At 31.9% G+C, this 25,527-nt stretch carries 16 protein-coding genes and 1 pseudogene; 5 read left to right on the top strand and 12 right to left on the bottom strand.

Going from position 1 to position 25,527, the window contains the following annotated elements; translation table 11 throughout:
- Positions 1–153: 153 nt before the first annotated feature.
- Positions 154–1,017: an OmpA/MotB family protein gene (locus ACH5TX_RS05460; protein ID WP_439338521.1), complete on the bottom strand. Its 864-nt coding sequence runs from the start codon at positions 1,015–1,017 to the stop codon at positions 154–156.
- A 75-nt stretch (positions 1,018–1,092) separates the two neighbouring features.
- Positions 1,093–1,302: pseudogene (gene ppnP, locus ACH5TX_RS05455) on the bottom strand (pyrimidine/purine nucleoside phosphorylase); the annotation flags it as partial.
- A gap of 128 nt (positions 1,303–1,430) precedes the next feature.
- On the opposite strand from ppnP, the gene ACH5TX_RS05450 reads away from it, so the two are divergent.
- Entirely contained in the window at positions 1,431–3,200 is a 1,770-nt protein-coding gene (locus tag ACH5TX_RS05450; RefSeq protein WP_439338520.1) for a Na/Pi cotransporter family protein, read from the top strand.
- A 96-nt stretch (positions 3,201–3,296) separates the two neighbouring features.
- Here the strand turns inward: ACH5TX_RS05450 and ACH5TX_RS05445 are convergent, their stop codons facing one another.
- Positions 3,297–5,597, bottom strand: a complete 2,301-nt coding sequence (locus ACH5TX_RS05445; protein WP_439338655.1) for an inorganic phosphate transporter — start codon at positions 5,595–5,597, stop codon at positions 3,297–3,299.
- Positions 5,598–5,670: 73 nt separating this feature from the next.
- A complete protein-coding gene (locus tag ACH5TX_RS05440) occupies positions 5,671–6,876 on the bottom strand; it encodes a porin (protein ID WP_439338519.1) in 1,206 nt (401 codons plus the stop codon).
- Positions 6,877–7,260: 384 nt separating this feature from the next.
- Between ACH5TX_RS05440 and ACH5TX_RS05435 the strand changes: the two genes are divergently transcribed.
- Positions 7,261–7,611 (top strand): toxin-antitoxin system YwqK family antitoxin, encoded by a 351-nt coding sequence (locus tag ACH5TX_RS05435; protein ID WP_439338518.1) that lies wholly within the window; start codon positions 7,261–7,263, stop codon positions 7,609–7,611.
- Positions 7,612–7,702: 91 nt separating this feature from the next.
- Here the strand turns inward: ACH5TX_RS05435 and ACH5TX_RS05430 are convergent, their stop codons facing one another.
- The 3 genes from ACH5TX_RS05430 to ACH5TX_RS05420 form a co-directional block, all read right to left on the bottom strand.
- Positions 7,703–9,727 (bottom strand): beta-helix domain-containing protein, encoded by a 2,025-nt coding sequence (locus ACH5TX_RS05430; protein WP_439338517.1) that lies wholly within the window; start codon positions 9,725–9,727, stop codon positions 7,703–7,705.
- A 254-nt stretch (positions 9,728–9,981) separates the two neighbouring features.
- Entirely contained in the window at positions 9,982–12,723 is a 2,742-nt protein-coding gene (locus ACH5TX_RS05425; RefSeq protein ID WP_439338516.1) for a TonB-dependent receptor, read from the bottom strand.
- A gap of 205 nt (positions 12,724–12,928) precedes the next feature.
- Positions 12,929–13,312, bottom strand: coding sequence for a carboxypeptidase-like regulatory domain-containing protein (locus tag ACH5TX_RS05420; RefSeq protein ID WP_439338515.1), 384 nt, complete (start codon positions 13,310–13,312; stop codon positions 12,929–12,931).
- Positions 13,313–13,495: 183 nt separating this feature from the next.
- On the opposite strand from ACH5TX_RS05420, the gene dgt reads away from it, so the two are divergent.
- Positions 13,496–14,836 (top strand): dGTP triphosphohydrolase, encoded by a 1,341-nt coding sequence (gene dgt / locus ACH5TX_RS05415; protein WP_439338514.1) that lies wholly within the window; start codon positions 13,496–13,498, stop codon positions 14,834–14,836.
- A 119-nt stretch (positions 14,837–14,955) separates the two neighbouring features.
- Positions 14,956–18,117: a PA domain-containing protein gene (locus ACH5TX_RS05410; protein WP_439338513.1), complete on the top strand. Its 3,162-nt coding sequence runs from the start codon at positions 14,956–14,958 to the stop codon at positions 18,115–18,117.
- A gap of 33 nt (positions 18,118–18,150) precedes the next feature.
- Here ACH5TX_RS05410 and dxs read toward each other — a convergent pair whose 3' ends face one another.
- Positions 18,151–19,923 carry a 1-deoxy-D-xylulose-5-phosphate synthase gene (gene dxs, locus ACH5TX_RS05405; protein ID WP_439338512.1) on the bottom strand — a complete coding sequence of 591 codons (1,773 nt, stop codon included), beginning with the start codon at positions 19,921–19,923 and terminating at the stop codon, positions 18,151–18,153.
- Positions 19,924–19,945: 22 nt separating this feature from the next.
- Positions 19,946–20,989, bottom strand: a complete 1,044-nt coding sequence (locus ACH5TX_RS05400; RefSeq protein ID WP_439338511.1) for an energy transducer TonB — start codon at positions 20,987–20,989, stop codon at positions 19,946–19,948.
- Between the two features lie 88 nt (positions 20,990–21,077).
- Here ACH5TX_RS05400 and ACH5TX_RS05395 point away from each other — a divergent pair, with 88 nt between their 5' ends.
- Entirely contained in the window at positions 21,078–21,527 is a 450-nt protein-coding gene (locus tag ACH5TX_RS05395; RefSeq protein ID WP_439336094.1) for a nucleoside deaminase, read from the top strand.
- 115 nt (positions 21,528–21,642) lie between these two features.
- On the opposite strand, the gene ACH5TX_RS05390 is transcribed toward ACH5TX_RS05395, so the two are convergent.
- Genes ACH5TX_RS05390 through ACH5TX_RS05380 form a run of 3 tightly spaced genes read right to left on the bottom strand, consistent with a single transcriptional unit; the run spans position 21,643 to position 25,506 of the window.
- The gene (locus tag ACH5TX_RS05390) at positions 21,643–21,879 is read right to left on the bottom strand and encodes a hypothetical protein (RefSeq protein ID WP_439338510.1); all 237 of its coding nucleotides are present in this window, start codon (positions 21,877–21,879) and stop codon (positions 21,643–21,645) included.
- Positions 21,880–23,667, bottom strand: coding sequence for a chloride channel protein (locus ACH5TX_RS05385; RefSeq protein WP_439338509.1), 1,788 nt, complete (start codon positions 23,665–23,667; stop codon positions 21,880–21,882).
- 48 nt (positions 23,668–23,715) lie between these two features.
- Positions 23,716–25,506, bottom strand: coding sequence for a chloride channel protein (locus ACH5TX_RS05380; protein WP_439338508.1), 1,791 nt, complete (start codon positions 25,504–25,506; stop codon positions 23,716–23,718).
- Between the last annotated feature and the right edge of the window lie 21 nt (positions 25,507–25,527).

Genomic DNA, 25,527 nt, shown 5'->3' with positions numbered 1-25,527 from the left:
ATAGATAATTGGTTTGTTCCCTCGAAAGGGGGAACCCCAAATTTTTAAAAAAGCAACTCGAAAGAGTTGCTTTTTTTGTGTTATCAAGTAAATAAAAACTAAAAAGCATCCCAATTAGGATGCTTTTTTATATCAATAAATTCAATTTATATTTTAATCTAATAAATTGTTTTCTGCAACAGTTTCATTGTTTTCAGACATTAAAGCGAAAAATTTGTTAATGTTTGGAAGTATAATAATTCTTGTACGTCTATTTTTAGATCTGTTTTCTGATGAATCATTAGCAGCAATTGGTTGGTAACTACTTCTACCTGCTGCAATTAATTTTTCAGGAGCTACATTGTATTTTTCTTGTAATTTACGAACAACAGATGTAGATCTTAATACGCTTAAATCCCAGTTATCTGCAATGTTTGCAGTACTTATTGATCTAGAATCTGTGTGACCTTCAACCATAACATCTAAACTTGGTTCAGAGTTAATAACATCAGCTAATTTTTGTAAAACAGTATCTGCTTTTGAACTTAATCTGTAGCTACCAGTATTAAATAACATGTTATCAGCAATAGAAATCATAACAACAGTTTCATTAATATTCACAGCAAAATCTTCATCTTCATTCATGTTGTTTTCGTTAATCGTTTTTTCAAGATTGAAAGCAACAGCTAAATTCATAGAATCTTTAAGTGTTCTAGCTTGACTTAATTTGTTTGCATCAACGTTTTTTAACGTTTCTCGCATTTTTATTTTAGTGTCATTTGAAATTACAGCAACATTACCAACAACATCTAACTTAGTGTCATTTTCTTGTTTAAGAGTTGCTATTTTAGAGTTGTAAGCACTAACTCTGGCTTGAATTTTATCAAACTTAGCTTCTAAATCTTCTTTAGCAACTTTTGTTTTTTGTAATTCACTTTTAATCTCTCCATTTTCTTGTTGTAAGGCTAGGTATTTCTTTTTAGAAACACAAGAAACGGTTAAAATTGTAGCTAATAGTAAAATTGAAATCTTCTTCATAATAATAACTTTAGGTTTACATCATTTACGTAATGAAACTCATTATAGATTATGAAGTATATAATTTTTTTGAAACTACTTATATTGACACAAATAAGCCGTTTGTTCTGATACTTTTACTTGAAATTTTTCATTGGCTTCAATTTCGTAAGATGCCCCAGCTTTATAAGTAGCCCAATCTGAAGCTCCTGGAAGTTTAACAGTCATTTCACCTTCTATTACTATCATTGTTTCATGTGTAGAAGTGCCAAATTCGTATTCGCCTGCTTCCATAACACCAATGGTAGATTTTCCTGTTGCCGATGTTTAACCTAAAGATTTTACATTTCCTTCAAAATATTCGTTTGTTGAAATCATATATAGTTTTTTCGTACCAAAAATACTATATTTAAATTTATATTAAATATTTACATATGATAAGAAAGTCTTTTTTCTTCGGGCTTTTAATTGCCTTAGGAGTTATTCTTTATTTGAATCCAAATTTTAAAACAATTTCAGCAGGTGTTGCTATTCTGCTTTTTGGAATGATAATGTTAGAAGAAGGGTTCAAAGTTTTTACAAAAGGACCATTACAAAACATTTTAAAAAAGGCCACAAATAAACTTTATAAAAGTATTACGGCAGGGGCACTTGTAACTGCATTAATACAGTCTAGTTCATTAGTTTCTGTTATTACTATATCATTTATAAGCGCAGGATTAATTACGTTAGCTGAAGGTTTAGGATTAATATTTGGGGCTAATATAGGCACAACAGCTACTGCTTGGTTAGTCGCAGGTTTCGGACTTAAAATAAAAATATCGGCATTAGCAATGCCAATGCTTGTTTTCGGAATTATTTTTTCATTTCAAAAAAAAGTTGCTCTTAAAGGTGTTGGAAATGTTTTAGCAGGATTAGGCTTTTTCTTTCTTGGTATTCATTACATGAAAGAAGGCTTTGATGTGTTTAAAGAATATATAGACTTATCTGAATATGCCGTTTCTGGGTTTTTAGGCGTACTAATTTATACAGGTCTTGGCATAATAATTACAACCATTTTACAATCTAGTAGCGCAACACTGGCGTTAATTTTAACAGCTTTAGCTGCTGGACAAATAGAGTATGAAAATGCCTTAGCATTGGCTATAGGTGCTAATATAGGTACTACTATTACAGCTGTATTAGGAGCGCTTAGTTCAAACAGTGCGGGAAGAAGATTGGCAACCGCACATTTAATTTTTAATGGTATTACAGGGTTAGTGGCCATGGCTTTAATATTTCCGCTGGCAAGATTAGTAAATAACTTATCTGAAATATTACACATTGCTTCTAATAATTATACTTTAAAACTGGCTTTGTTTCATACCATATTTAATGTTTTAGGTGTGCTTTTAATGTTGCCTTTTATTAAAAGATTAGAACGCTTTTTATTGAGATTCTTTAAAGAACATGTTAATAAGGATGTAGATGAACCAAAATATCTTAATCCGGCAGCTTTAAAATTTCCTGGGTCTGCAATTTCTGCATTAATAAAGGAATCGAAATATTTATACAAAAACAGTGTTTTCGAAATAGTTTCACACGCTTTAAATATTCATAGAGAAGACATAAAGTCTGATGAAAAGTTAAAATCAGTTATTAAAAAATCGACAGTAGATTTTAAGACTGATATCGAAGATTTATATTACACAAAGGTTAAAACTATTTATGGTGAAATTATAAAGTATGGTTCTACTGCTCAAAGCACTTTAAATTTAAATAATAGACAAGATAAAGCTATTATGGATATTAAAATTGCTAATAGAAAAATGGTAGAGATTGTAAAAGATGCAAGAGAATTAAACAAAAATATAAGTTTAGTTCTTACTATGAATAATAAACATTTACAAAACGAATACGATAGTTATAGAAAAAAATTGACTAAAGTTTTAAGAGTTATTTATTTGTTTAGAACGGAAGAAAATAATGTAGAAAAATATGCTGCAAAATTAAAACAGTTGAAAAGCAATGCGAAAGAAAATATAAGACAAAGTAATAAATCCATTGACAGATTAATTAGAAAAGATTTAATCACTGCAGAAATGGCTTCGTCATTATTTAATGATTATACCAATGTAAATGATATGATTAAAAAGTTAATTGATGTTGCCGAATTATTATATGGTAAAAATGATTCATTATTAGAAGATACTGATAAAAATTAATAACCCATATCAAAAAATATTTCTGATATGGGCTATGTAATATTTGTTGCGAAGTACCTAATAAATTACTCTGTAAGTTATTAGGGTATTGTCTATTTATTCTTCTTCCTTATCAGCAACTAGAGTTTCAGGCTCTATTGTTGCAGGTTCTACTGAACTATCATGAGCTTTGTAATATTCCTCTAAAAGATTCATAGTAGCAGTAAGCAAATCTTTTGTTTCTAAAAGAAGACTAAAGTATAAGGTCGTGTTTTTTGGACTAGATTCTTCAGTTCTTGTACGTTCAACTTGTCTTTGAATTTTTTCTGTTACTAAGTCAAAAACTTCTTTTTTGTTATTTAAAATATCACCAATTTGCTCGAAAGATTGAGAATCAAAGGCATTTTTGGTTGTATTAAATAATGTTTCAAGAGTTTCGTCTATTAATTTAAGTTCTTTAATTTGATTGAACTTAAGTTTTTTGTGGTTATTGTTTACGTGTTTATGACTTACTTTAGATATATATTCTAAAGATTGTGTCATGTCTTGTAAGTAACCTAAAATGTTGATATAGAAATTACTAGCGCCAACACTGGATTCATCTAGGTTTTTAATAAAGTAGAAAATATTGTCTCGAAGATTATCAATTTCTTCAGATAGTTTTACAATATTTTTCTTATTCTTTTTTAATAAAACTAAATCTTGTTTTGCTAAGCCATCTATTGCGCTAGAATAAATTTTATTACCACGTTTTACAACATTAGCAATATTATTTGCGCTTTCATGAATAACACCTTGAACCGAACTACTTTCTGCTTGAGTTAAGCTATCTTCTTCAACCGCTTTATTCGATTTTTTCTTATGTAACAAGTAGTTTCTTGTTAATAAGATAGCTGTTAATAATAGTAAAATTGGAGCCATTACTTGAGGGTTCCATTTAATTAAGAAAACAACAATACCAGCAGCAATAAAAGCTCCTAATGCGGTTCCAAACCAACCACCAATAACATTTAGTACACCAGCAACTCTGTAAACAGCACTTTCTCTTCCCCAAGCACGATCTGCAAATGAAGATCCCATAGCAACCATAAAAGTTACGTAAGTTGTAGATAAAGGTAGTTTCATTGAAGTTGCTATTGCAATTAATACACCAGCAACCATTAGGTTAACAGAGGCTCTAATCATATCAAAAGCAGGAGCGTTAATACTTTGGTCTTTTGTTAAAGCTAGAGTAGCTGGTTTTTCAAAACTTTTTCCTATTTTTTCTTGAGTAGATTTTGGAACCATAGCACTTAAAGCATCAGATAACCAAGAAGAACTTTTTACAATTCCACGTGATAGCATATTTGGTTCAAATTTTTCATGAGTATCTCCTTGACGAGATAAGCTTAATTCTGTTTCTGCAACTGTTTTTGCTTTCTTAGAAAACCATAAGGTTAATACCATAACACCTCCAGCTATAAATAAAAGTAAAGGTTCTGCGGGTACTTTTTTATCTAAAACCTCCATAGAAAACATTGTTGGATCTATTCCTGAAGCAGCCCATGCATCATAAGAATGGTATGCTGCCATTGGTACACCAATAAAGTTTACTAGGTCGTTCCCAGAGAATGCTAATGCTAAACCAAAAGTTCCTACAGCTATAACTACTAATAATATAGATTTTTTTGTGATGGCTTGAAACGCAAAAGAAACTCCTAACCATAAAACAGAACTTGCTAAAATGATTAAGATTTCGTTGCCTTGAACAAGGCCTTTAAGATCTTTGTAATATGGCGTACCTTTTAATCCTTTTAAGAAGATAAAATATGTGATTGCAGTTAAACAAATAGCTCCAAATACAGCACCAAAGTTTTTAATCTTTTTTTCATATTGAAATGTAAATACTAAACGGGAAACCCATTGAACTAATGCACCAACAGAAAAGGCTATAAATACAGACATTACAATACCACTTATTATAGTAATTGCTTTTTCTGTGTTAATATAGTTGCCTAAATCTGCAAATGTTTGTGTATCAGAAGCACTAATTTTTATTAATGACATAACAACAGCTGCGCCTAATAAATTAAATACAATAGAAACAGTTGTAGATGTTGGTAAACCTAGTGTATTAAAGAAGTCTAGTAATAAAATGTCTGTAATCATAACAGCCATGAATATATACATAATCTCTTCAAAATTGAACATTGCAGGAACGAAGATTCCCTTACGAGCAACTTCCATCATACCACTTGAAAAAACAGCTCCAATAAAAATACCTAAACTAGCAACTATCATTATAGTTCGCATAGATATTGCTTTAGAACCAATTGCTGAGTTAAGAAAATTTATCGCATCATTACTTACTCCAACTATAATGTCAACAACAGCTAATACTGTAATTGCAATTAGCATTAATAAATAAATATTATCCATAGGTTTTAATTGTAAAATGTCTGCAAATATCATGTGAATATATGATTAAAATGTTACGTAATTGTTATGTTAATTAAAAATGAATATCAAAACCTAGTCTAAAGGTAATATTATCGTCGTTACCATCTAAGGTTGTATAGCTAATATCACTTTGTACTTTTAGTTTATGTCCTACTATAAATTTGTTTACACCTAAGGTGTATTGTTTTGTGGGTAAAGTGTTTGTAATACTTTCGTATTCTAAAGTTGTAAAACGTGCCGCTATTTCATAGTTGCTTTTAAATAAATAACCAGCTTGTAAGTTTAAAGCGTTACCAGTTAAAACAACATCTCCTGTTGGAGTTGTACCATCTAATTCTGTGGCAATTTCATTATTAGCAGTTCTTTTTGCATATTCACCCATAAAAGAAAATCCATCGTATTTAAACATGGCATCTGCAAAAATTGTGTTTTGATCTGTTTCGTAAATAGAACCATCTGTTCTAATCATATAATCACCTGCAAAACCTCTTTCTCTAACAGCATCTTGATTGTAGTTATATGTATAGCCTAGCATTAATTTTGGTTTTTCTTCACGTTTTAAGTCAGATTGACTGTAGTCTCCTTTAGATTTGAATGCTCCAAAAGGAAGCAGTTCTAAACGAGCCGTATATTGTAAACCACCTTCATTTCCTTCAGTAACGTTTCGTCCTTCACCTTGAGAAATTGCGAATTTTTCACGCATTAAAAAGTCACCTCCTAAATTTGATTTATGACGAATTTGAATTCCTAAATCACGATCAATATTAAAACGGCTATTTAATAAAGAGCGGTCTATTAATTGAAGATTTGCTGAAGATACAACACGTTCTACATTGCCAGGTAGTTTGGTTTGTCCTGCCCATAATTCCCAGTTTTTTGCAAAACTCCACATAATTACGGCGTCTAAGATATAACGAGGCGTATTTCTATTAAATTGATTAGCGCCTGAAATATCTCTATTAGATAATCCTAACTCTAATTTATACTTTAATTTAGGACTGTATGCAAAACCATCAAATTTTAAACGTGCACGACGAACAATAAAATTATGGTCAGGACTACCGTATTGGTTACCGTCATGATCCCATGAAGACATAGATCTTACTTGAAAACGAGGTGCGAATTTTATACTAAAAGAACTGTCTTTTGCTGTAAAATTAATTAATCCTTTACCAAATGATGTGTCGCTAATTTCTTGCGCGTTTGAAGAACTAATTGCAAGTAAAGCTACTGCAATTAGCGTAATTTTAAGTTTCATTGTATTTATTAGTTTTTGTCGCTGCAAAGAACTAAAACCAATGTTAACTTAATGTTTCCTTAATGTTAAATATTAACAAGAATAAAGACTGCCTTGGCCAAAGGCAGTCTCATTAGAAATCATAATAATGTAGTCGACAAAAACTAATAGATTATATGAATTACTAATTGTTTGTCTTAAGACATTGTAAATATCTACGTTTAAGGTAATTTTAATGTAACCTCAATATTAAGTAATTATTAATATTCTAATGTTAAATCTTTAGTAGTAAAATACTGTATGTCAGTTATTTGTGTTTTTAATGTTAATTTAATGTTATGAAAATGTTGTTTAAACATTAAGTAATTTGTATATTTGATATATAATATTAAAACCCCCATAATTATGAAGAAGTTTATTTTATTTTTTACCTTTTTAATTACTGTGGTATCTTTTGCACAGCAAAAGAGAGATTTAAAACTTAATAAAGAAACCAATTTAATTGATGTTGTTTATTATCATGACAATGGAGAAGTAAGCCAAACAGGGTCTTACACTGCAGATGGTAAATTACAAGGCGAATGGTTAAGTTTTAACGCAGAAGGTAAAAAAACAATTTCGGGAAATTATGATAATGGTAAAAAAGTCGGCAAATGGTTTTATTACACTAATGAAACTATAAAAGAAGTAGATTATAACGCTAATGTTATTGCTGGTTTAAAAGAAACAGACGCTAAAGGCGGAGATGATCTTTAATCAAATTGAAGCATAAATAAAAAAGCATCCCATTTGGGATGCTTTTTTGTTTATTGAAACTTTCTTTTTGTTAAAAGAAATACTTGTTTTATTATAAACTAGCACTTTTCCAAGTCCAAGTAGAAATATCAAGAGCAGTTGCGTCTTTACCTGAGTTTAATGTGTATTTAGAAGCTTCACCAGAAATTAAAGTAGCATCTGCATTAGCTCCTTCAATTTGAACGTTTGCTACATCACCAGCATCTTTCATATCTAAATCTACATCATAACCTGATAAATGTAAACCTGTAATAGTCCCACCAGATTGTTTTTTAAATTGTAAAGCAGTTCCTCCTACAGTTGAAATAGCTGTAATGTTTGTGAATTTTGGGTTTCCATTAACTTTATCACCTTCAAAAACAGTTGAAAATCCAGCAACAGTATGTGAAATGTATGCATTTGTTACAGATCCATTCCATCCTTCTGTCCAATCTACAGCATCATCATCGTTATTTTCTAAGTAAAAGTTAGATACAGATACTGTTCCTCCGAAGAATTCAACACCATCATCAGATCCGTTTATTATAGATACATAGTCTATAACAGTACCAGATCCTACAGCGTATAAAGAAAGTCCATTGTATTGAGACTCAGAGTTAATTTGAGCACCAGTTCCTTTAAGTACTAAATACTTGATAGATCCAGAGTTGTCTGTGTCAGTTGTTCCTCCATAAATAAAACCTCCAACTTCAGCAACGGCATCAACACCTGCAGAAGTAGTAGCTTTACCACAGATAGTTAAACCTCCCCAGTCTCCACCGTTTCCATTTACAGAAGCAATAACTACTGGGTTTGCTGCTTCACCTTGGATATCAATTTCACCACCTTTTAATATAGCTATGTAAACATCTGTTCCACCATCTTTAGCAGTAATTTTTGTTCCAGCAGGAATAATTAATTTTCCACCATCTTTAACAATTAAAGAAGATGTTAATAAGTAAGGTATAGAAGCATCTAATGTAGTTGTTCCTGTAATTTCTTCTGGTAAAATATTATTACTAAGGTTAACATCAGTATTTACCCAGTTGAAATCTGCAGCATCAATAGGTGTTGCATCTTTACCAGTCAATAATGAGTATTTGCTGGTTTCTCCAGATAGTAATCCTGCATCAGCAGCAACACCATCAATGATAACATTAGATGTTGGACCAGCATCTTTCATGTCTAAATCTACAGCATATCCAGTTAAGTGTAAGTTTGTTATGGTACCGCCAGATTGTTTTTTAAATTGTAAAGCAGTTCCTCCTACTGTAGAAATAGCAGTAATGTTATTGAATTTAGGGTTTCCATTGTCTTTATCTCCTTCAAAAACAGTAGAGAAACCTGAAATTGTATGAGAAATGTAAGCGTTAGTTACAGATCCATTCCATCCTTCAGTCCAATCGATAGAATCATCATCATTATTTTCTAAGTATAAGTTAGATACAGAAACAGTACCTCCAAAAAACTCAACACCATCATCAGAACCATTGATAACAGCAACGTTATCTACTAAAGTACCAGAACCAACAGCGTAAAAAGAAACACCATTGTATTGAGATTCAGTATTTATTTGTGCTCCTGTACCAGCAATTTGTAAATATCTTATAATTCCAGAGCTATCAGTATCATCAGTACCACCGTAAATAAATCCACCTACTTCAGCTTGAGCATCTACACCAGCTGTAGTTGTTGCTTTACCACAAAGTGTTAATCCACCCCAATCTCCAGGATTTCCATCTATAGAAGACATAATTACTGGATTTGAAGCATTACCGTTAATATTAATTTGTCCACCTTGTAATACAGCGATGTAAACTTCTGTACCACCATTATCTGCAACAATTTTTGTTCCAGCTGGAATATTTAAAGTTACACCATCAGAAATAATAAATTGGCCTGTTAAGCTATATTGAGTTGAAGCATTAAGAGAAGCATTTTCTTTTAAAGTTCCGTTTAATACACCAGCTTCTAAATTCTTTAATACATCAGTTTTTCCAGAAGTTATTGGGTCTGGATCATCTGAATCACAGCTTGTTAAAGTAACAGCAATAAAAGCTAAAGCTATTGTCATTAATTTTAAAGATAAATTTTTCATTTTTGTTTTTTATTATTTTTAATTGTTATGCAAAGAAAATCGATTTACATGTCTCCTTGTTTAATAGAATATTAAACGTAGGTTACGTTTATTGTTAAAAAATGAGCTTTTGTTACCAAAATGTTAACTAAAAAAGGTTTATGTTTCTTTGTTTAATTTTAAGAATTAAGGTTTAATAATTTTACTAAATGAGCTTTATAGAAAAACCCCAAGATTTATGTCTTGGGGTTTTTAAAATATATATAATGGTTTGTTTAAAAAGTATATTTTAAACTTAAGCTTAATAAGCTTCCTTTCTTATAAGAAAGCACCGTTTCATTTGTTTCTACACCAGTATTAATATCTCTTATTAATTGAGTTTGCTCAATATCTGGGTTAATAAGGTTTCTTCCAACGAATTTTAGTAATAACTTATCTGTTATTTGTTTGCTAACTACTAAATCCATAGAAACAAAACCTTTTTCAATGATTTCATCATTATATAATTCAGCACTATTTTCATTATCTTCAGGAGATCCTAACGCAAATATTTTATCTGAAGAATAATTTCCAGTAAGTGTTGCTATAAATGGTTTTTCTGTTTGGCTATTGTAGCTTAATGAACTGTTTAATATAAGATCTGAAGCACCTTGTAAATCAGATTCTGTAACGTTTTTATATTGAAAGTCTTTTAGTAAATCTTGATTAAACCACATTTTAGTTAAGTTGGCATTGAAGTTTAAAATGCTTTTTTCATCTTCATTTTCAATTAAGTTTAATCTCGTATCTAATTCAAAACCAAAGATGTTAGCTTTTTCTCCTGTGTTGAAATATTTAAAAATTCCAGCAGAACCTCTTGCAAGTGCTAAGTTTATAGGGTTTTTAATTTGTTTGTAGAAAGTGGTAGCAGAAATTAATTCGCTTTTTTTAGGGAAAAATTCCCATTTTAAATCGGCGTTAAATACTTCTGATTTATTTAATTCTGGATTTCCAACTGTAACACGTCCTGTTGGAGATACATATTCAAACGGAGCTAATTCTTTAAATTCTGGAAGTGTTTGAGTTAAACTTGCTGCGAAACGTAAAAACTGCTTTTCGTTTAATTCATACTTAATATTTGCACTTGGATAAATTTCAGAATATTCTTTTGAAATAGACCCAACACGTCCAACATAATTGGCTACATCCCATAATACATTGATTTCGTCTCTTTCAAATCTTACACCAATGTTACCAGATAATTTTTTATTTAAACCAAAATCTAAATTTGCAAATCCAGCCATTGCATTTATATCGGCATCATATCTATCAGCATCTCTTTCACGTAATATCAGTCCGTTGTCAAAATTAGCTTCAGTAAAAGTTAGAGAAAACTGATCTATAGAAGGAACTTGGAAATCTCTAGCTCTAACACCAAGAAATAAAGAACTAAAAACTCTGTCTTTTTGTCTATAATTAGCACCAATATTTAAACGGAATGGTTGATTTTCATCTTCATCCTTTTCTCCAAAAGTAATAGCATCTTTTATAAAGGCGTTATATTCTATATCTTCAATTTTTTGATTAGATTTTCTTTGTTGAAAATCTCCTACGTGTGCATATTGTACTGTGTTAGCATCTAAAATGTTTGCCTCATTTCTTATTCTATTAGGCTCTTGTGCTAATACATAGTTGTAACCAGCACCCCATAATAATTTATTGTTTTCCTTAATAGAATGTTCTCCATTAATTTGATTAATAAGCATGATGGTTTGTTTGAAATTTTGGTCTCTAACAAAAGCACCATCTTCTTGAGGATCTTGATCAAAAACATAACCTTCTCCATTTCTACCTTGCTCATAAACATTATCAGAACTTTTGTTTACTGATAAACTAGTAATTTTAATTTTGTTGTTATCGTTTAGTTTTAATCTAAAGTTTGCATAACCAGTAGTGTTTGTATTAGAAGAGAAATTTTCTACATCTGTAAATTCATTATCTAATATGTTCGATCGGTACTTTCTAAAAAGACCTTCTTTGTACACATAAGATTTAGAGTGAGATCCAGCAACAAATATTGCTAATTCTTTTCCAAAAACATCGAATTTCCTACCTCCTGATAATGATAAACTTAAGTTTCCTGTGTTTTTTTGATCAACAGGATCCCAGCCTTGACGTGTAATTAAATCAACTAAAGCATATTGTTTTTTATGAAATCCTAGATTAACATCTTCACTAGTAATACTTCTTTTAAAGCTACCGTCTAATCCTAATACGTTTGTGTTATATCCAGAACCAAGACTAATTGAAAATCCTTTTTTAGAATATTCTTTTGAAGCGATATCTACGTTACCAGATGTTTGATCTGCATAACTAGAAGTTGTATATGTTTTACTAATACCAACATTTTTAATAATGTTAGTTGAAAATAAATTAAGATTAATGTTTTTATTATTTACATCATCAGAAGGGATTGGTAAACCGTTCATAGTGGTAGATAGGTATCTGTCACCTAAACCTCTAATGTAAATATCTCCAGAACCTTCACTTTTTGTTACACCTGAAATTTTAGTAGTAGCACTTGCTGCATCAGATACTCCAATTTTAGATAGTCGTGCTGCTCCAATACTTTCTTTTATTACAGAAGCTTTCTTTTGTTCTAACAATAAAGCTGTTTCGGTCTCTCTAGATGTTGTTGTAGTAACAACAACCTCATCTAAAGAAGCTGCACTTGCATTCATTGATACGTTTAATTCTGTTGCTTTTCCAGCAACTATTGTTACAGGAATTTCTTGAGTTTCGTAACCTACAAAGCTAAATACTAAAGTGTAAGCTCCTGGATTAAGATTTTCAAATGTATATAAACCATCAAAATCTGAAGTTGTACCCGTTGTAGTTCCTTTAATTAGAACATTAGCAAATGCTAAAGGTTCGTTGTTGTATTCTTTGTCGGTTAACTTACCGGACACTGAACCAGTGTTTTGTGCGTATGAAATTGTTGCCGAAATAAACAGTAACAATAGTGTGATTTTTTTCATTCTTTTCTTAGTTTTTATCTTCGGCAAAGAACGAAACACTAAGTGAATAGAATGTTATCTGTAGATTAAAGAACTGTCATAAAAGTGTTAGGTAAATGTTATCTCAGTATTGCTTTTTAGCATCGTTTGATTACAATTACTTAACATTAGAATTCATGTTAAATGCTATAATAACATAAATTTTTCGAAGAATACTACTCTTACTTTACTGAGCAGAAGTTGTTTTAGTGTCAGAATCTGCATTTGCCATAACTAGAGCTAAATCGTCCAAAGAAATAGTGCTAGCTGCTAACGATAATTTTACTTCTGCAGGATTCATAGAATCAACATGAATGTTCATTTCTTGAGATTCATAACCAACAAAGCTACAAACTAAAGTGTAATCTCCGGCTTCTAAATTTTCAATAACAAATAAACCTGTTAAGTCTGTTTCAGATTTTATAGAAGTACCTTTAATAGAAACATTAGCAAGTACTAAAGGAGCACCATTCATTTCTTTATCTAGTACTTTACCAACAACTAAACCTGTGTTTTGCCCAAAAGAAAAAGCAGTAATAAGAAAAATAGAAATGTATAATAAATGTTTCATGAAGCTTACTAAATAATGTTACAGCAAAGAAAAAGATTAATAAACAAGCATGTGTTACCAAAAGGTTAATGGTTTATAATTAAAATGTTACCTTAATGTTAACAGGGCGGTATTTAAATTTTGATTGTTTAAGTTAAATTTTAAAGCAAGGCTTTATTATATTGCAACACTTAATAATTTACTATGAACTGGGAACAACTATTATCTTTAAAACGTTTTGGCGATACTAATAAACGTATTAGAAAAGAACAAGACGAAACACGTTTAGGGTTTGAAGTTGATTATGATAGAATTATTTTCTCATCGGAGTTTAGAAGTCTACAAGATAAAACTCAAGTTATTCCATTATCTCAAACCGATTTTGTGCATACACGCTTAACTCATAGTTTAGAAGTTAGTGTTGTAGGGCGTTCTCTAGGGCGATTGGTTGGAAAAAAATTATTAGAAAAACATCCGCATTTACAAAGTGCTCTTGGATATCAAGCAAACGATTTTGGAGCTATTGTAGCAGCAGCGGCTTTAGCACACGATATAGGAAACCCACCCTTCGGACATTCAGGAGAAAAAGCCATAGGCGAGTTTTTTAAAACCGGAGCAGGAACTGAATATAAAGCACAATTAACAGATAAAGAATATCAAGATTTATGCGATTTTGAAGGGAATGCAAACGGCTTTAAAATTTTAACCGAAAGTAGAGCAGGACGCGAAGGCGGATTGCGTTTAAGTTACGCAACACTAGGAGCTTTTACAAAATACCCTAAAGAGTCCTTGCCTAAAAAACCAACAACACATATTGCCGATAAAAAATACGGCTTTTTTCAAAGTGAAAAAGATGCTTATATAGATATAGCAAACGAACTAGGTTTATCAAAACGAAGTGAAAAAGATGTTAGTTATGCACGTCATCCGTTAGCTTTTTTAGTAGAAGCGGCAGATGATATTTGTTATACCATCATCGATTTTGAAGATGGTATTAACCTAGGACTCATTCAAGAAGAGTTTGCCTTAGAGTATTTGTCTAAAATAATAAGAGACACCATTAAACCCGAAAACTATTATGCACTTTCTACCAAAGAAGATCGCATTGGGTATTTACGAGCTCTTGCTATTGGAACCTTAATAAACGAGGCTGTCGAAATTTTTATGCAGCACGAAGATGCTATCTTAAAAGGTGAGTTCGATTGTGCTTTACTCGATAAAAGTAAATACGAAGCACAAATAAACGATATTCTAAAAATTAGTATCGAAAACATATACCAGTCTACCGAGGTGGTCGATAAAGAAATTGCTGGCTACGGCGTTATAAATACGCTGTTAAGCACCTATACCAATGCTGTGAATAATTGTTTTAATAATACCGCTTCCAATTACGACAAACTCATTATAAAAGGCTTGCCAAAGTCTATAAACACTAACAGTAATAGTTTGTACGAACGTTTATCTAGTGTGTGTTATTATGTATCCTTGTTGTCAGACAGCAAAGCCATTTTAGATTATAAGAAAATAAAAGGAATAAGTATTTGATACAAAGTGGAATGTAAATCTACATAAACGGTTGAAAATGTAAGTATTTGTTGTAAATTTTTAAAAAATTTCAATTTTTTATTGCTAAAAATGTATATTTGGTAAATAAAAAAAGCAACATGAGAAAGATATTATTTTCCTTTTTAGGGGTGTTATTTGTATTAACTATTGCCTTATTCCTTAGTAGGTCAGAAGAATCAAATAATATTGTTGAGTTAAGAATACAGCATGAAGAATTTTTAAAGAATAGCCCTTTTAAGGAGACTTTAAAGCTTTCAAAAAAAGAAAGAAAAGCAAAAAGATTACCTCCTAATAAGTATTCAGAAAGAATGTGGGAGCTTACAATTAACCCTACAACTGGTCATACAGAACCAGAAAAACTATTTCAACTTCAAGAAAAACTGAAAGAACAAGCTTCATTTTCTAAAGTACCAGGAGAAAAATTAAATAACTGGGAAGAAAGAGGTCCGGATAATGTTGGAGGACGAACTAGAGCTATAATGTTTGATCCGAATGATGCTACAAATAAAAGAGTATTCGCGGGAGGTGTTAGCGGAGGTTTATGGGTAAATAATGATATAACATCTTCTCTTTCTCCTTGGTCTGAGGTTGATATTCCTAATAACCTAGCTATTTCTTGTATAACTTATGATCCAAATAATCCAATGGTTTTTTATGTAGGAACAGGAGAATCTTATGTTCAAGGAAGTGTAAACGGTAATGGAGTATGGAAATCTACAAATGGTGGAACAAGCTGGTCTAAAGTTTTTGGTGGTTCTACTGGGGATACAAATGTTATAGCAGGGACATCTAATTCTAGAAATGCAAGATTAACTGTAAATAGTCCTGCTGGTATTTCTGGAGATTATTTGGGTATTAGAGCCATTTTTGGTGAAAGTTTGACACCAATATCTGGAGATTTAGTTCTTGCCGATGATGGTACGGCTAAACCTAATGAAGCTTGTAATGCTTTTGTAAATGCAGGGGCTATTGATGGAAATATAGCTATTTTATATAGAGGAACTTGTGATTTTTCACAAAAAGTATTAAATGCTCAAAATGCTGGAGCTATAGCTGTTGTAGTTGTAAATAATATAGCAGGAGATCCGATCTCTATGGGAGCAGGAGCACAAGGGGATTTAGTGACAATTCCGTCGTTAATGCTAACAATGGCTGAAGGACAAGCTATAGTTGATAAATTATCAAGCGGTGTGAATGTTTCTTTAAATAGTTATACAAATTATTCTGGTTATACTGCTAAACCTGGTGTACAACATATAAATGATATAGTAGTAAGAGATATAGGTAGTGGAAATAGTGAAGTTTATATTGCAGCTGGGTCTACTTTTTACTCTAAAGCAAGTCCTAGTGTATTGTTAGGTCCAGAAGAATTTGGTTTATATAAATCTATGAATAATGGGTCAAGTTGGTCTAAACTTACATTATTACCGTCTTCAAATAGTAATGATTACCAACTTCAACCGAATGATATAGAGATAAGTGCAGATAATACTGTTTGGGTATCTACTACATCAGGTGTTTTCAGTGAAGGCGGAGGTGAAATTTTATCGTCTTCTGACGGTGTTAATTTTACATTGAAGCATAAAGTCCCTAGTGGTCAACGTACACAAATTGCAGTTTCAGGATCGAATGCTTCAACATTATATGTTATAGCAGAATCCTCCTCTGAAGAGACTCCTGTTAAAATTGTCTATACTGATGATGCCTTTACAACAACTACTAATTTAACTTTACCTGTAGATTTAGATACTGATATTGCAGCAAATGATTTTACTAATGGACAAGGTTATTATAATTTAGTTATAGAAATAGACCCGACAAATGATGCTATTGTATATGCAGGTGGGATAGATCTTTTCAGATCATTAGATTCAGGTAATACTTGGATTCAAATTTCAGAATATTATACAAGTACTGGTTTAAGTGCTGTTCACCCAGATCAGCATGCTTTTGTTTTTCACCCGGTTGATCCAACAAAAGCCTTAAATGGAAATGATGGAGGTGTTTATTATGCAACAAACTTATCTAGTACGCCATCAATTGTTTCTAGAAATAAAAACTATAATACAGTTCAGTTTTATCAAGGATCAATTGGTCAAGATCTTGCTAATAAAAAGTTTTTGGCTGGCGCACAAGATAACGGTACTAGATATATAAATAATGTATCAGCAGGAATAAATGATGCTTCCTCACCAACTGGTGGAGATGGAACTTATGTTTTTATTGATAAGGATAATGAATATATTATCACGTCTTCTCAGAATGGTAATTATTATTATCGAGATTATGCTACAGGAGAAGCAAGTGGTTATACAATTGATGATACTAGTACTGGAGCTCAATTTGTAAATCCAGCTGCTTTAGACAGTGAAAGTAATTATTTGTATGCAGCTGGGGCAGGAGGAATTAACCGGTACAAATTGACTACTACTGCTGCAACAAAAGCAACCATAGACGATGCTCTTTTAGTCGGTTCTGCAACTGCTTTTAAAGTATCTCCATATACACCTAATGCCATTTTTGTTGGTACGAGTTTAGGTAAATTATTGAAAATTTCTGCAGCAACAAGGCCAACACCAATATTTACTTCGATAACTGGTGGTGCTTTTTTAGGAAGTATTTCTTGTATAGAATTAGGTGCGAGTGAAAATGAAATATTTGTTACCTTTTACAATTATGGTGTAACAAGTGTGTTCTATACTTCAAATGGAGGAGCAACATGGCAAAATAAAGAAGGAGATCTACCAGATCTTCCAGTAAGGGCAATAATGGCTAATCCATTGAATGCAGATGAAGTAATAATTGCTACTGACCTTGGTGTTTGGGGTACTTATAATTTTAATGATGTTAGTCCTAATTGGTATTGGTCTCAAAATGGGATGAAAGATGTGATTGTTACAAGCTTTGATTTAAGAACAGCAGACAATACGGTTTTAGCTTCAACTTATGGTAGAGGACTTTTTACAGGTAAATTTACTGCAGATGCAAGTTCTTTATCAGTAAATGATAATACTTTTAAGGATTTAGTTAAAGTCTATCCAACAGTATCTTCTGGAAAATTTAAAATTTCAGCCAGTAATGAAATTAAAAAAGGTTTCTTAAGTGTTTTCGATATGAACGGAAGGGAGGTATATAAGTCTAAAATTGATTTTAACAAAAATTCAATACATGATATTTCACTTAAAGCATCAAGCGGATTGTATATTGTTAAATTTAATTCTGAAAATAAGCAATCAACTCATAAGATAGTTATTGAGTAAATAATAAACTTAATTTGCATAAAAAAAGGGAAACTAAACACTTCCCTTTTTTTTATACAAATTACTTATGTAGTTATTAAGGCTTTCAGCATCTAACCCAATTAGTTTTTGAAGTTCATCAACCTTCCCGTGTTCAATAAATGCATCAGGAATTCCTAATGTCTTTATAGTGTTTTTATAATTATGTTCAGCAGCAAACTCTAAAACAGCCGTTCCAAAACCACCTTTTATACTATTATCTTCAACAGTAATAACAGTGTTATGTTTTTCAAAAATAGTATGAAGTAATATTTCATCTAAAGGCTTCACAAAGCGCATATCATAATGAGAGATATCTAAATTGAAAACAGCTTCCGAAACATTTTTAGCTATAGTTCCAATACTTAAAATAGCTAGATTCTTTCCTTCTTTAAGCTGAATACCTTTACCAATTTCAATTTTAGAAAATGGTTGTTTCCAATCAATAGTAATACCTCGCCCTCTAGGGTAACGAATCGCAATAGGTTGTTTTAGTCCTAATTGCGCTGTATACATGATATTGCGTAATTCAATCTCATTTCTAGGTGCAAAAATTATTAAATTAGGAATGCATCTTAAAAAACTTAAATCGTAAACACCATGATGTGTGGCGCCGTCTTCACCAACCAACCCTGCACGGTCTAAACAAAAAATAACGGGTAGTTTTTGAATAGCTACATCATGAATTATTTGGTCGTAAGCCCGTTGTAAAAACGTAGAATAAATGTTGCAAAACGGCATTAAACCTTGCGTTGCCATACCTGCTGCCAACGTTACTGCATGTTGTTCAGCAATACCAACATCAAAAGCACGCTCTGACATTTCTGTCATCATATATTTTAACGAACTTCCAGTAGGCATTGCGGGTGTAATACCAACAATACGTTTGTTTTGTTTAGCAAGCTCTACTATAGTATGCCCAAAAACATCTTGATACTTTGTGAATTCTGAAGGTGTTTTAGAAATAATATCGCCTGTAGAAGCATTAAACTTTCCTGGTGCGTGGTATTTAACTTGGTCTTCTTCAGCTTGTTTTAAGCCTTTACCTTTGGTAGTTATTATATGTAAAAACTTTGGACCTTTAATAGATTTTAAGCGTTCAAGTTCTGAAATAACTTTATCAATATCATGACCATCAATAGGACCTGAATAATCAAAATTTAAGGCTTCAATAATATTATTTTTTCTCTGAATCCCTTTTTTAACGTTGGTTAAATACTGTTTTAAGGCTCCAACACTTGGGTCAATACCAATGGCATTATCATTTAAAATAACTAACAAATTGGCATCTGTAACACCGGCATGGTTTAAACCTTCAAAAGCCATACCGCCAGCAATACTAGCATCACCAATAACAGCAATATGTTGTTTTTCTGTTTCTCCTTTTAATTTTGAAGCAATGGCCATACCCAATGCTGCCGAAATAGAGGTGGATGCATGCCCAACACCAAAGGCATCATATATACTTTCATCGCGTTTAGGGAAACCACTTATGCCATCTATTTGTCTGTTGGTATGAAAATCATCCTTTCTACCAGTTAATATTTTATGTCCGTAAGCTTGATGGCCTACATCCCAAATAAGTTGATCGTCTGGGGTGTTAAAAACATAATGCAGTGCAATGGTTAATTCAACGACACCCAAACTAGCTCCTAAATGACCTTCTTTGGTGGCGACAATATTAATGATGAAGTCACGTAATTCTTGGGCAAGTTGCCGTAAATCTTCTTGTTTTAATAGACGAAGTTCTTTAGGAGAATTGATATGTTTTAAAAAGGGTTTTTGCACGAAGCAAAAGTACAAGTTTTTATTATTCTTCTACTTGAAAAATAAAGGGTAACGAATAAACTACAGTTATAGGTTTATCTCTTTGTCTAGCTGGAATAAATTGAGGTAAAAGTTTAAGTACGCGTTTAGCTTCTTTTTCTAATAGAGGATGTGGCGCTCTGGCTTTGATATCTATAATATTTCCGTTTTCATCAATTTTAAATTGAGTATGAACTTTTTGTTTGCCTTTTAAATCTGAACAAACAGTTGTATTAAAGTTTTTTGAAACAACCTCTGATATTCGTTTTGAAAAATAATTTCTTTTTTCTTGAATTGATAAGTTTTTAGGAGTGCCCTTAAATTCGGGAGGAGTTTCAACTATTAAGAATCCAATAGTTGTTTCCTTGTTATCTGTTTCAGGAGTAGGACACCAAGTTGGGGTGATTTTTATAGAACTATCAGTTTCTATTAATGCACCTGTTACAATAATTTCATCATCAATTTCAGGATTATAAGGAATATTTAATGAGTCTATACTTATTGGAGGTTGTTCAATAATCACAACATCTCCAACAGGTTCAATAACTAATTCTCCATCGGTTACTAAGTCAATAATTGTTTCTTCTTTTGGTTTTGTTTTACAAGATTTTTTTGGAATAGAATCTATTTCTGTTATTTCTCCTATGCCACCAAGTATATCAATTCTATTATTATTTAAAGTATCTATAACTTCAATACTGTCTATTTTCTGTTTGTTCCCTTTTTTATTGGTGCAGTTCATTAAAGTGGTTCCCATTACAATAAGTAAAGCTAATAGAAAGGTTTTATGAAAATTTTGACGTTGCTCTAAAAACTTTGATGGAATATAGATGTTAATGCTATCTAATTGACTTTGTTTAAAGTGTCCGCAAATACGATTGTTTTTATTGTCGTTTATAAAATCTTGAATTTCGTAAGTGTTCATTTTTGTAAAATCGACCACTGTTTTAACACAAGAATTACAAAATCTACCTTTATCTTTAGGTGTCATTTTATTCCAATCTTCGTGACAAGGTTCTGGTATTGAAATTGAATAGTAGTTTTTCATGTGTTTATAATGAGACGTTTAGGCTGTGTAGGCATCAAATTTCCTGCCGAAATCTTAATAAACAATTTGAAATTGTATTTTTGCTATTATGATAGAACCTTTTGATGATACTTATTTTATGAAAAAAGCCCTCAATGAAGCTGAGGCTGCTTTAGATAAAGGAGAAATTCCTGTAGGTGCTGTTGTTGTTATTGATAATAGAATTATTGCACGCGGACATAATTTAACTGAAACTTTAAATGATGTGACAGCACATGCCGAAATGCAAGCCATTACAGCTGCTGCTAATTTTTTAGGTGGAAAATATCTTAAGCAGTGCACGTTGTATGTTACCTTAGAGCCTTGCCAAATGTGTGCAGGCGCTTTATATTGGAGTCAGATTTCTAATATTGTTTATGGTGCTAGAGATGAAGCACGAGGTTGTATTAATTTGAATACGAAACTGCATCCTAAAACAATTATTAAAGGAGGTGTGATGGCTGAAGAAGCTTCGGCGCTTTTAAAACGGTTTTTTATAGAAAAGCGTAACTTAAATTAAGGGCTGTATTTGGCAGCCATTCCCGTGTTAGCGATTGCAACGGAAATCCTTTTTGTGAGGTACGAGCAAAAAGATTGCAGTGTAAAGCGCGACCTGAAAGGGAACACCAAAAAAATTATCTGCGATTATCGCCTTCGCGTTCTCGCATTTTATCTAAATTTTCTTTTGTTAGCATATAATCTTTTATGTCTTTGCCTTTCCAGCGGTAGTATGTAAATAGCGGAAATACGACTAAAAAAAGACCTACCACTCCAAATCCAATAAGTTTTTGTGAGTATTCTAAATTTATAGTAAGGCCTAAAATAATACTTGTAAATGCTGCAATAGCTAATAGTAGAATGAGGTATTTCATTTATTTAGTGAAATTAATTAATTGGCGACGGTATGCGGTTAGTAGTTTAGATTTTGAAATATAACCAAAATATTTGCCGTTTTTTATAACGGGTAAATTCCATGCGCCACTGGTTTTAAATTTATCCATAATTTGATTCATGGAATCATTATCATAATCAATAATACCGGCATCTGCATGCATAAGGCTTGCGGCATCTACCTTATCGTATAACTCAGAATTAAACATCATATGTCTAACATCATCAAGTCTAATGACGCCTAAAAATTCATGTTCATCATTTACTACCGGAAAATGATTTCTAGAAGATTTAGAAACGGCATTTTTTAAAATCTCTCCAAGTAGCATCTCTGGTTTTAAAATAACAAAATTGGTTTCAATAACTTTATCAATATCTAGAACCATGAGTACATTTTGGTCTTTATCGTGCGTTATTAGTTCTCCGCGTTCGGCTAATTTTAGCGTATATATAGAATGTGATACATAATATTTTGTTATAGAAAAGGATATGGCAGATACTAGCATTAAAGGGACAAACAACTCGTAACCTCCTGTAATTTCAGCAATAAGGAAAATAGCCGTTAACGGTGCGTGCAGTACTCCAGCCATTAAGCCTGTCATTCCTATTAATGTAAAATTAGATTCTGAAACATTAAAATCTAAACCTAGGTTATTAATTATTTTAGCAAAAGCATTTCCTAAAGCGCTTCCCATAACCAGTGTTGGAATAAATACACCTCCTACGCCTCCTGCTCCAAAAGTAGTTGTCATGGCAATGGCCTTAAATATTGCGATGCCAAGTAATAAAGCAATAACAATCCAGATGTTTGATAAATCTAACTGAAAAGGAGTGTTTCCTATAGCTGCTAGATGGTCTCCTTTTAGCAGGTTGTTCATAATGCCGTAACCTTCACCATATAATGGAGGGATAAAATAAAGCATGGTACCTATTGCTAAGCCTCCGATTAATAATCGTAAAGCACGACTTTCAAATTGTTTGAAAAAATTGGTAATACCAAAAAATACTTTTGAAAAATATACAGAAGCTATGGCTGTCATGAGTCCTAAAAGGATATAAAAGGCGATATCGTTAACTTCAAATTTATCAGTTAATTTAAAATTAAGTAATACATCTGTCCCTAAAAACATATAGGAGGTTACAACTGCCGAAATAGATGCTAATAAAAGCGGGACTAAGGAAGTGAACGCAATATCTAAACTAAAAATTTCTACAGCAAAAACAATAGCAGCAATAGGTGCTTTAAACATAGATGCCATGGCTCCAGCGGTAGCACAGCCAATTAAAAGCATACGTGTTTTAGTGTTCATGTGAAATAACCGAGCTGCGTTTGATCCTAAAGCTGAACCTACACTTACTGCAGGACCTTGCAAACCTACAGAACCACCAAAACCGGCGGTTAGTGGAGCCGTAATTAATGACGCATAAATATTATATCTGGGGATAATACCATTTAGTTTTGAAATAGCATGTAATGTTGATGAAATACCATGCCCAATATGTTTTTTTAACCACGTTTGTTTTATGATATAAACGAGTAATAACCCAATAATTGGAAAAATAAAGTAAAACGTATTTTGGTGATTTTTAAAAAAGCTTAACTCGAAGAGTAACCGAATATAATGGGTTATATTTTTGAGTGTTACCGTTCCTAAACCTGCTAAAAATCCAACTAAAATGCTAAGGATGTAAACAAATTGAAGTTCGGAAATATGTTTGTATTTCCATATTAAAAACTTGCGTAATAAACTCTTGAAATTAGAAGGCATTTTATAAAATTACTAAAAAATTATACTAATAGCAGGATTTGATTTTTATTATTTGCCTTGGAGTGTAATTAATTGACGTCTGTAGGCTGTTAATAGTTTAGATTTAGAAATGAAGCCAAAATAAATACCGTTTTTCTTCACAGGTAAATTCCATGCGCTACTGTCTTGGAATTTTTTCATAATGTCGGTCATTTTATCTGTGTCTAAATTGATGACTTCGGGCGGTTTTTGCATAACATCGGTAGCAACAACTTCTTTGTATAAAGACTGATCGAACATGATGGGTCTTAAATCATCTAAAAGAATAATGCCTTGTAATTTATGCGTGTCTTTCTTTACAACTGGAAAGATATTTCGATTAGATTTTACAACGGCTTTATGTACAATATCTTCTAAGGTCATTTCTGGTCGTATAATTACAAAATTTGTTTCTATAACCTTATCTATGTCCATAAGTGTTAAAACAGCATGGTCTTTATCGTGTGTTATTAATTCGCCCTTTCTGCCTAGTTCCATATTATAAACTGAATGCGGTTTAAAATATTTTGTAATACTGAATGAAATAGTAGCTGTAAGCATTAACGGGATAAAAAGTTCGTAGCCACCAGTAAGTTCTGCAATTAAGAAAATAGCCGTAAGTGGCGCATGTAAAACACCAGCTAATACACCTGCCATACCTACTAAAGTGAAATTACTTTCGGAAATAGGGTTGCTAAAAAGTCCGCTGTTGTTTACTATTTTAGACATGCAAAATCCCATGATACTTCCCATAAAAAGTGTTGGTGCAAAAATACCACCTACACCACCAGCTCCAAAAGTTAAGGCACTCGCTATAATTTTAAAAAGCATCAGTCCGATTAGAAGTAGAACGACTATCCAAATGTTGTTTAAATCCATTTGAAATAAATTATTCTGTAAAGCTTTTTCTGGGTTACCAACAATTAAATTATTTATAACATCAAAGCCTTCACCATATAAAGGTGGAATAAAAAAGACGAGTATTCCAATACCAATACCACCTATAATTAATTTTTTTATTGGGGAGTCTATTTTGTCGAAAAGCTTCTGAATTTTATCATATGCTTCAGTAAAATAGATAGATACAAATGCGGCTATTACGCCTAAAAGAATATAAAATGGCGCATCTGAAATGACAAATTTATCTTCAATTCTAAATGGGAGTAAAATATCGTCACCAAAGAAAAAATAAGACGTTAAAATAGCAGAAAGCGATGCTAATAAAAGCGGTAGCATGGAAGCTATTGTTAAGTCTAAGCTGAATACTTCTATAGCAAAAATGATAGCAGCAATAGGTGCTTTAAATATGGCAGACATAGCACCTGCAGCAGCACAACCAATTAAGAGTGTTCGAGATGTTTGATTTAAATGAAACATTCTCGAAATGTTTGAACCTATAGCTGCTCCGGTTGCTACGGTAGGACCTTCTAAACCAACAGAGCCTCCAAAACCAACAGTAAGTGGAGCAGTTAGAATGGAACCAAACATTTGAAACCGTTTCATAATGCCTTTTCGTTTAGAAATAGCATATAGTGTTGATGGGATTCCGTGACTTACTTTGTGTCTAATAACATATTTAATGATAAGATATGCAAGTGTAAGTCCCAAAATAGGGAATAGAAATAAGAATGCATGATGATACTCGTTTATTAGCTTACCTTCTAATAAATGCTGAATAAAGTGTGTTAAATTCTTTAAAATAACAGCACCAAGACCAGATGTAAAACCAATAATAACACTTAATATATAAACAAATTGCCTATGAGAAATATGTTTTGCTCTCCAAATTAAAATTTGTTTTAATATTGTTTGTTTAGGCATGATTAAATCTAAATATTTTTT

Source organism: Thalassobellus citreus, from assembly GCF_044385915.1.
GTDB classification, from domain to species: domain Bacteria; phylum Bacteroidota; class Bacteroidia; order Flavobacteriales; family Flavobacteriaceae; genus Thalassobellus; species Thalassobellus citreus.
The sequence above is the reverse complement of the archived record's forward strand: the minus strand, read 5'-3'. Positions and strand labels throughout refer to the sequence as shown.

Bases quoted from the DNA above. Each gene is read 5' to 3' on its own strand.
- ACH5TX_RS05440 (WP_439338519.1), bottom strand. From the start codon at position 6,876: ATGAAACTTAAAATTACGCTAATTGCAGTAGCTTTACTTGCAATTAGT.
- ACH5TX_RS05410 (WP_439338513.1), top strand. From the start codon at position 14,956: ATGAGAAAGATATTATTTTCCTTTTTAGGGGTGTTATTTGTATTAACT.
- ACH5TX_RS05400 (WP_439338511.1), bottom strand. From the start codon at position 20,989: ATGAAAAACTACTATTCAATTTCAATACCAGAACCTTGTCACGAAGAT.
- ACH5TX_RS05420 (WP_439338515.1), bottom strand. From the start codon at position 13,312: ATGAAACATTTATTATACATTTCTATTTTTCTTATTACTGCTTTTTCT.
- ACH5TX_RS05435 (WP_439338518.1), top strand. From the start codon at position 7,261: ATGAAGAAGTTTATTTTATTTTTTACCTTTTTAATTACTGTGGTATCT.
- ACH5TX_RS05450 (WP_439338520.1), top strand. From the start codon at position 1,431: ATGATAAGAAAGTCTTTTTTCTTCGGGCTTTTAATTGCCTTAGGAGTT.
- ACH5TX_RS05430 (WP_439338517.1), bottom strand. From the start codon at position 9,727: ATGAAAAATTTATCTTTAAAATTAATGACAATAGCTTTAGCTTTTATT.
- ACH5TX_RS05390 (WP_439338510.1), bottom strand. From the start codon at position 21,879: ATGAAATACCTCATTCTACTATTAGCTATTGCAGCATTTACAAGTATT.
- dgt (WP_439338514.1), top strand. From the start codon at position 13,496: ATGAACTGGGAACAACTATTATCTTTAAAACGTTTTGGCGATACTAAT.
- ACH5TX_RS05395 (WP_439336094.1), top strand. From the start codon at position 21,078: ATGATAGAACCTTTTGATGATACTTATTTTATGAAAAAAGCCCTCAAT.
- ACH5TX_RS05425 (WP_439338516.1), bottom strand. From the start codon at position 12,723: ATGAAAAAAATCACACTATTGTTACTGTTTATTTCGGCAACAATTTCA.
- ACH5TX_RS05385 (WP_439338509.1), bottom strand. From the start codon at position 23,667: ATGCCTTCTAATTTCAAGAGTTTATTACGCAAGTTTTTAATATGGAAA.
- ACH5TX_RS05445 (WP_439338655.1), bottom strand. From the start codon at position 5,597: ATGGATAATATTTATTTATTAATGCTAATTGCAATTACAGTATTAGCT.
- ACH5TX_RS05460 (WP_439338521.1), bottom strand. From the start codon at position 1,017: ATGAAGAAGATTTCAATTTTACTATTAGCTACAATTTTAACCGTTTCT.
- ACH5TX_RS05380 (WP_439338508.1), bottom strand. From the start codon at position 25,506: ATGCCTAAACAAACAATATTAAAACAAATTTTAATTTGGAGAGCAAAA.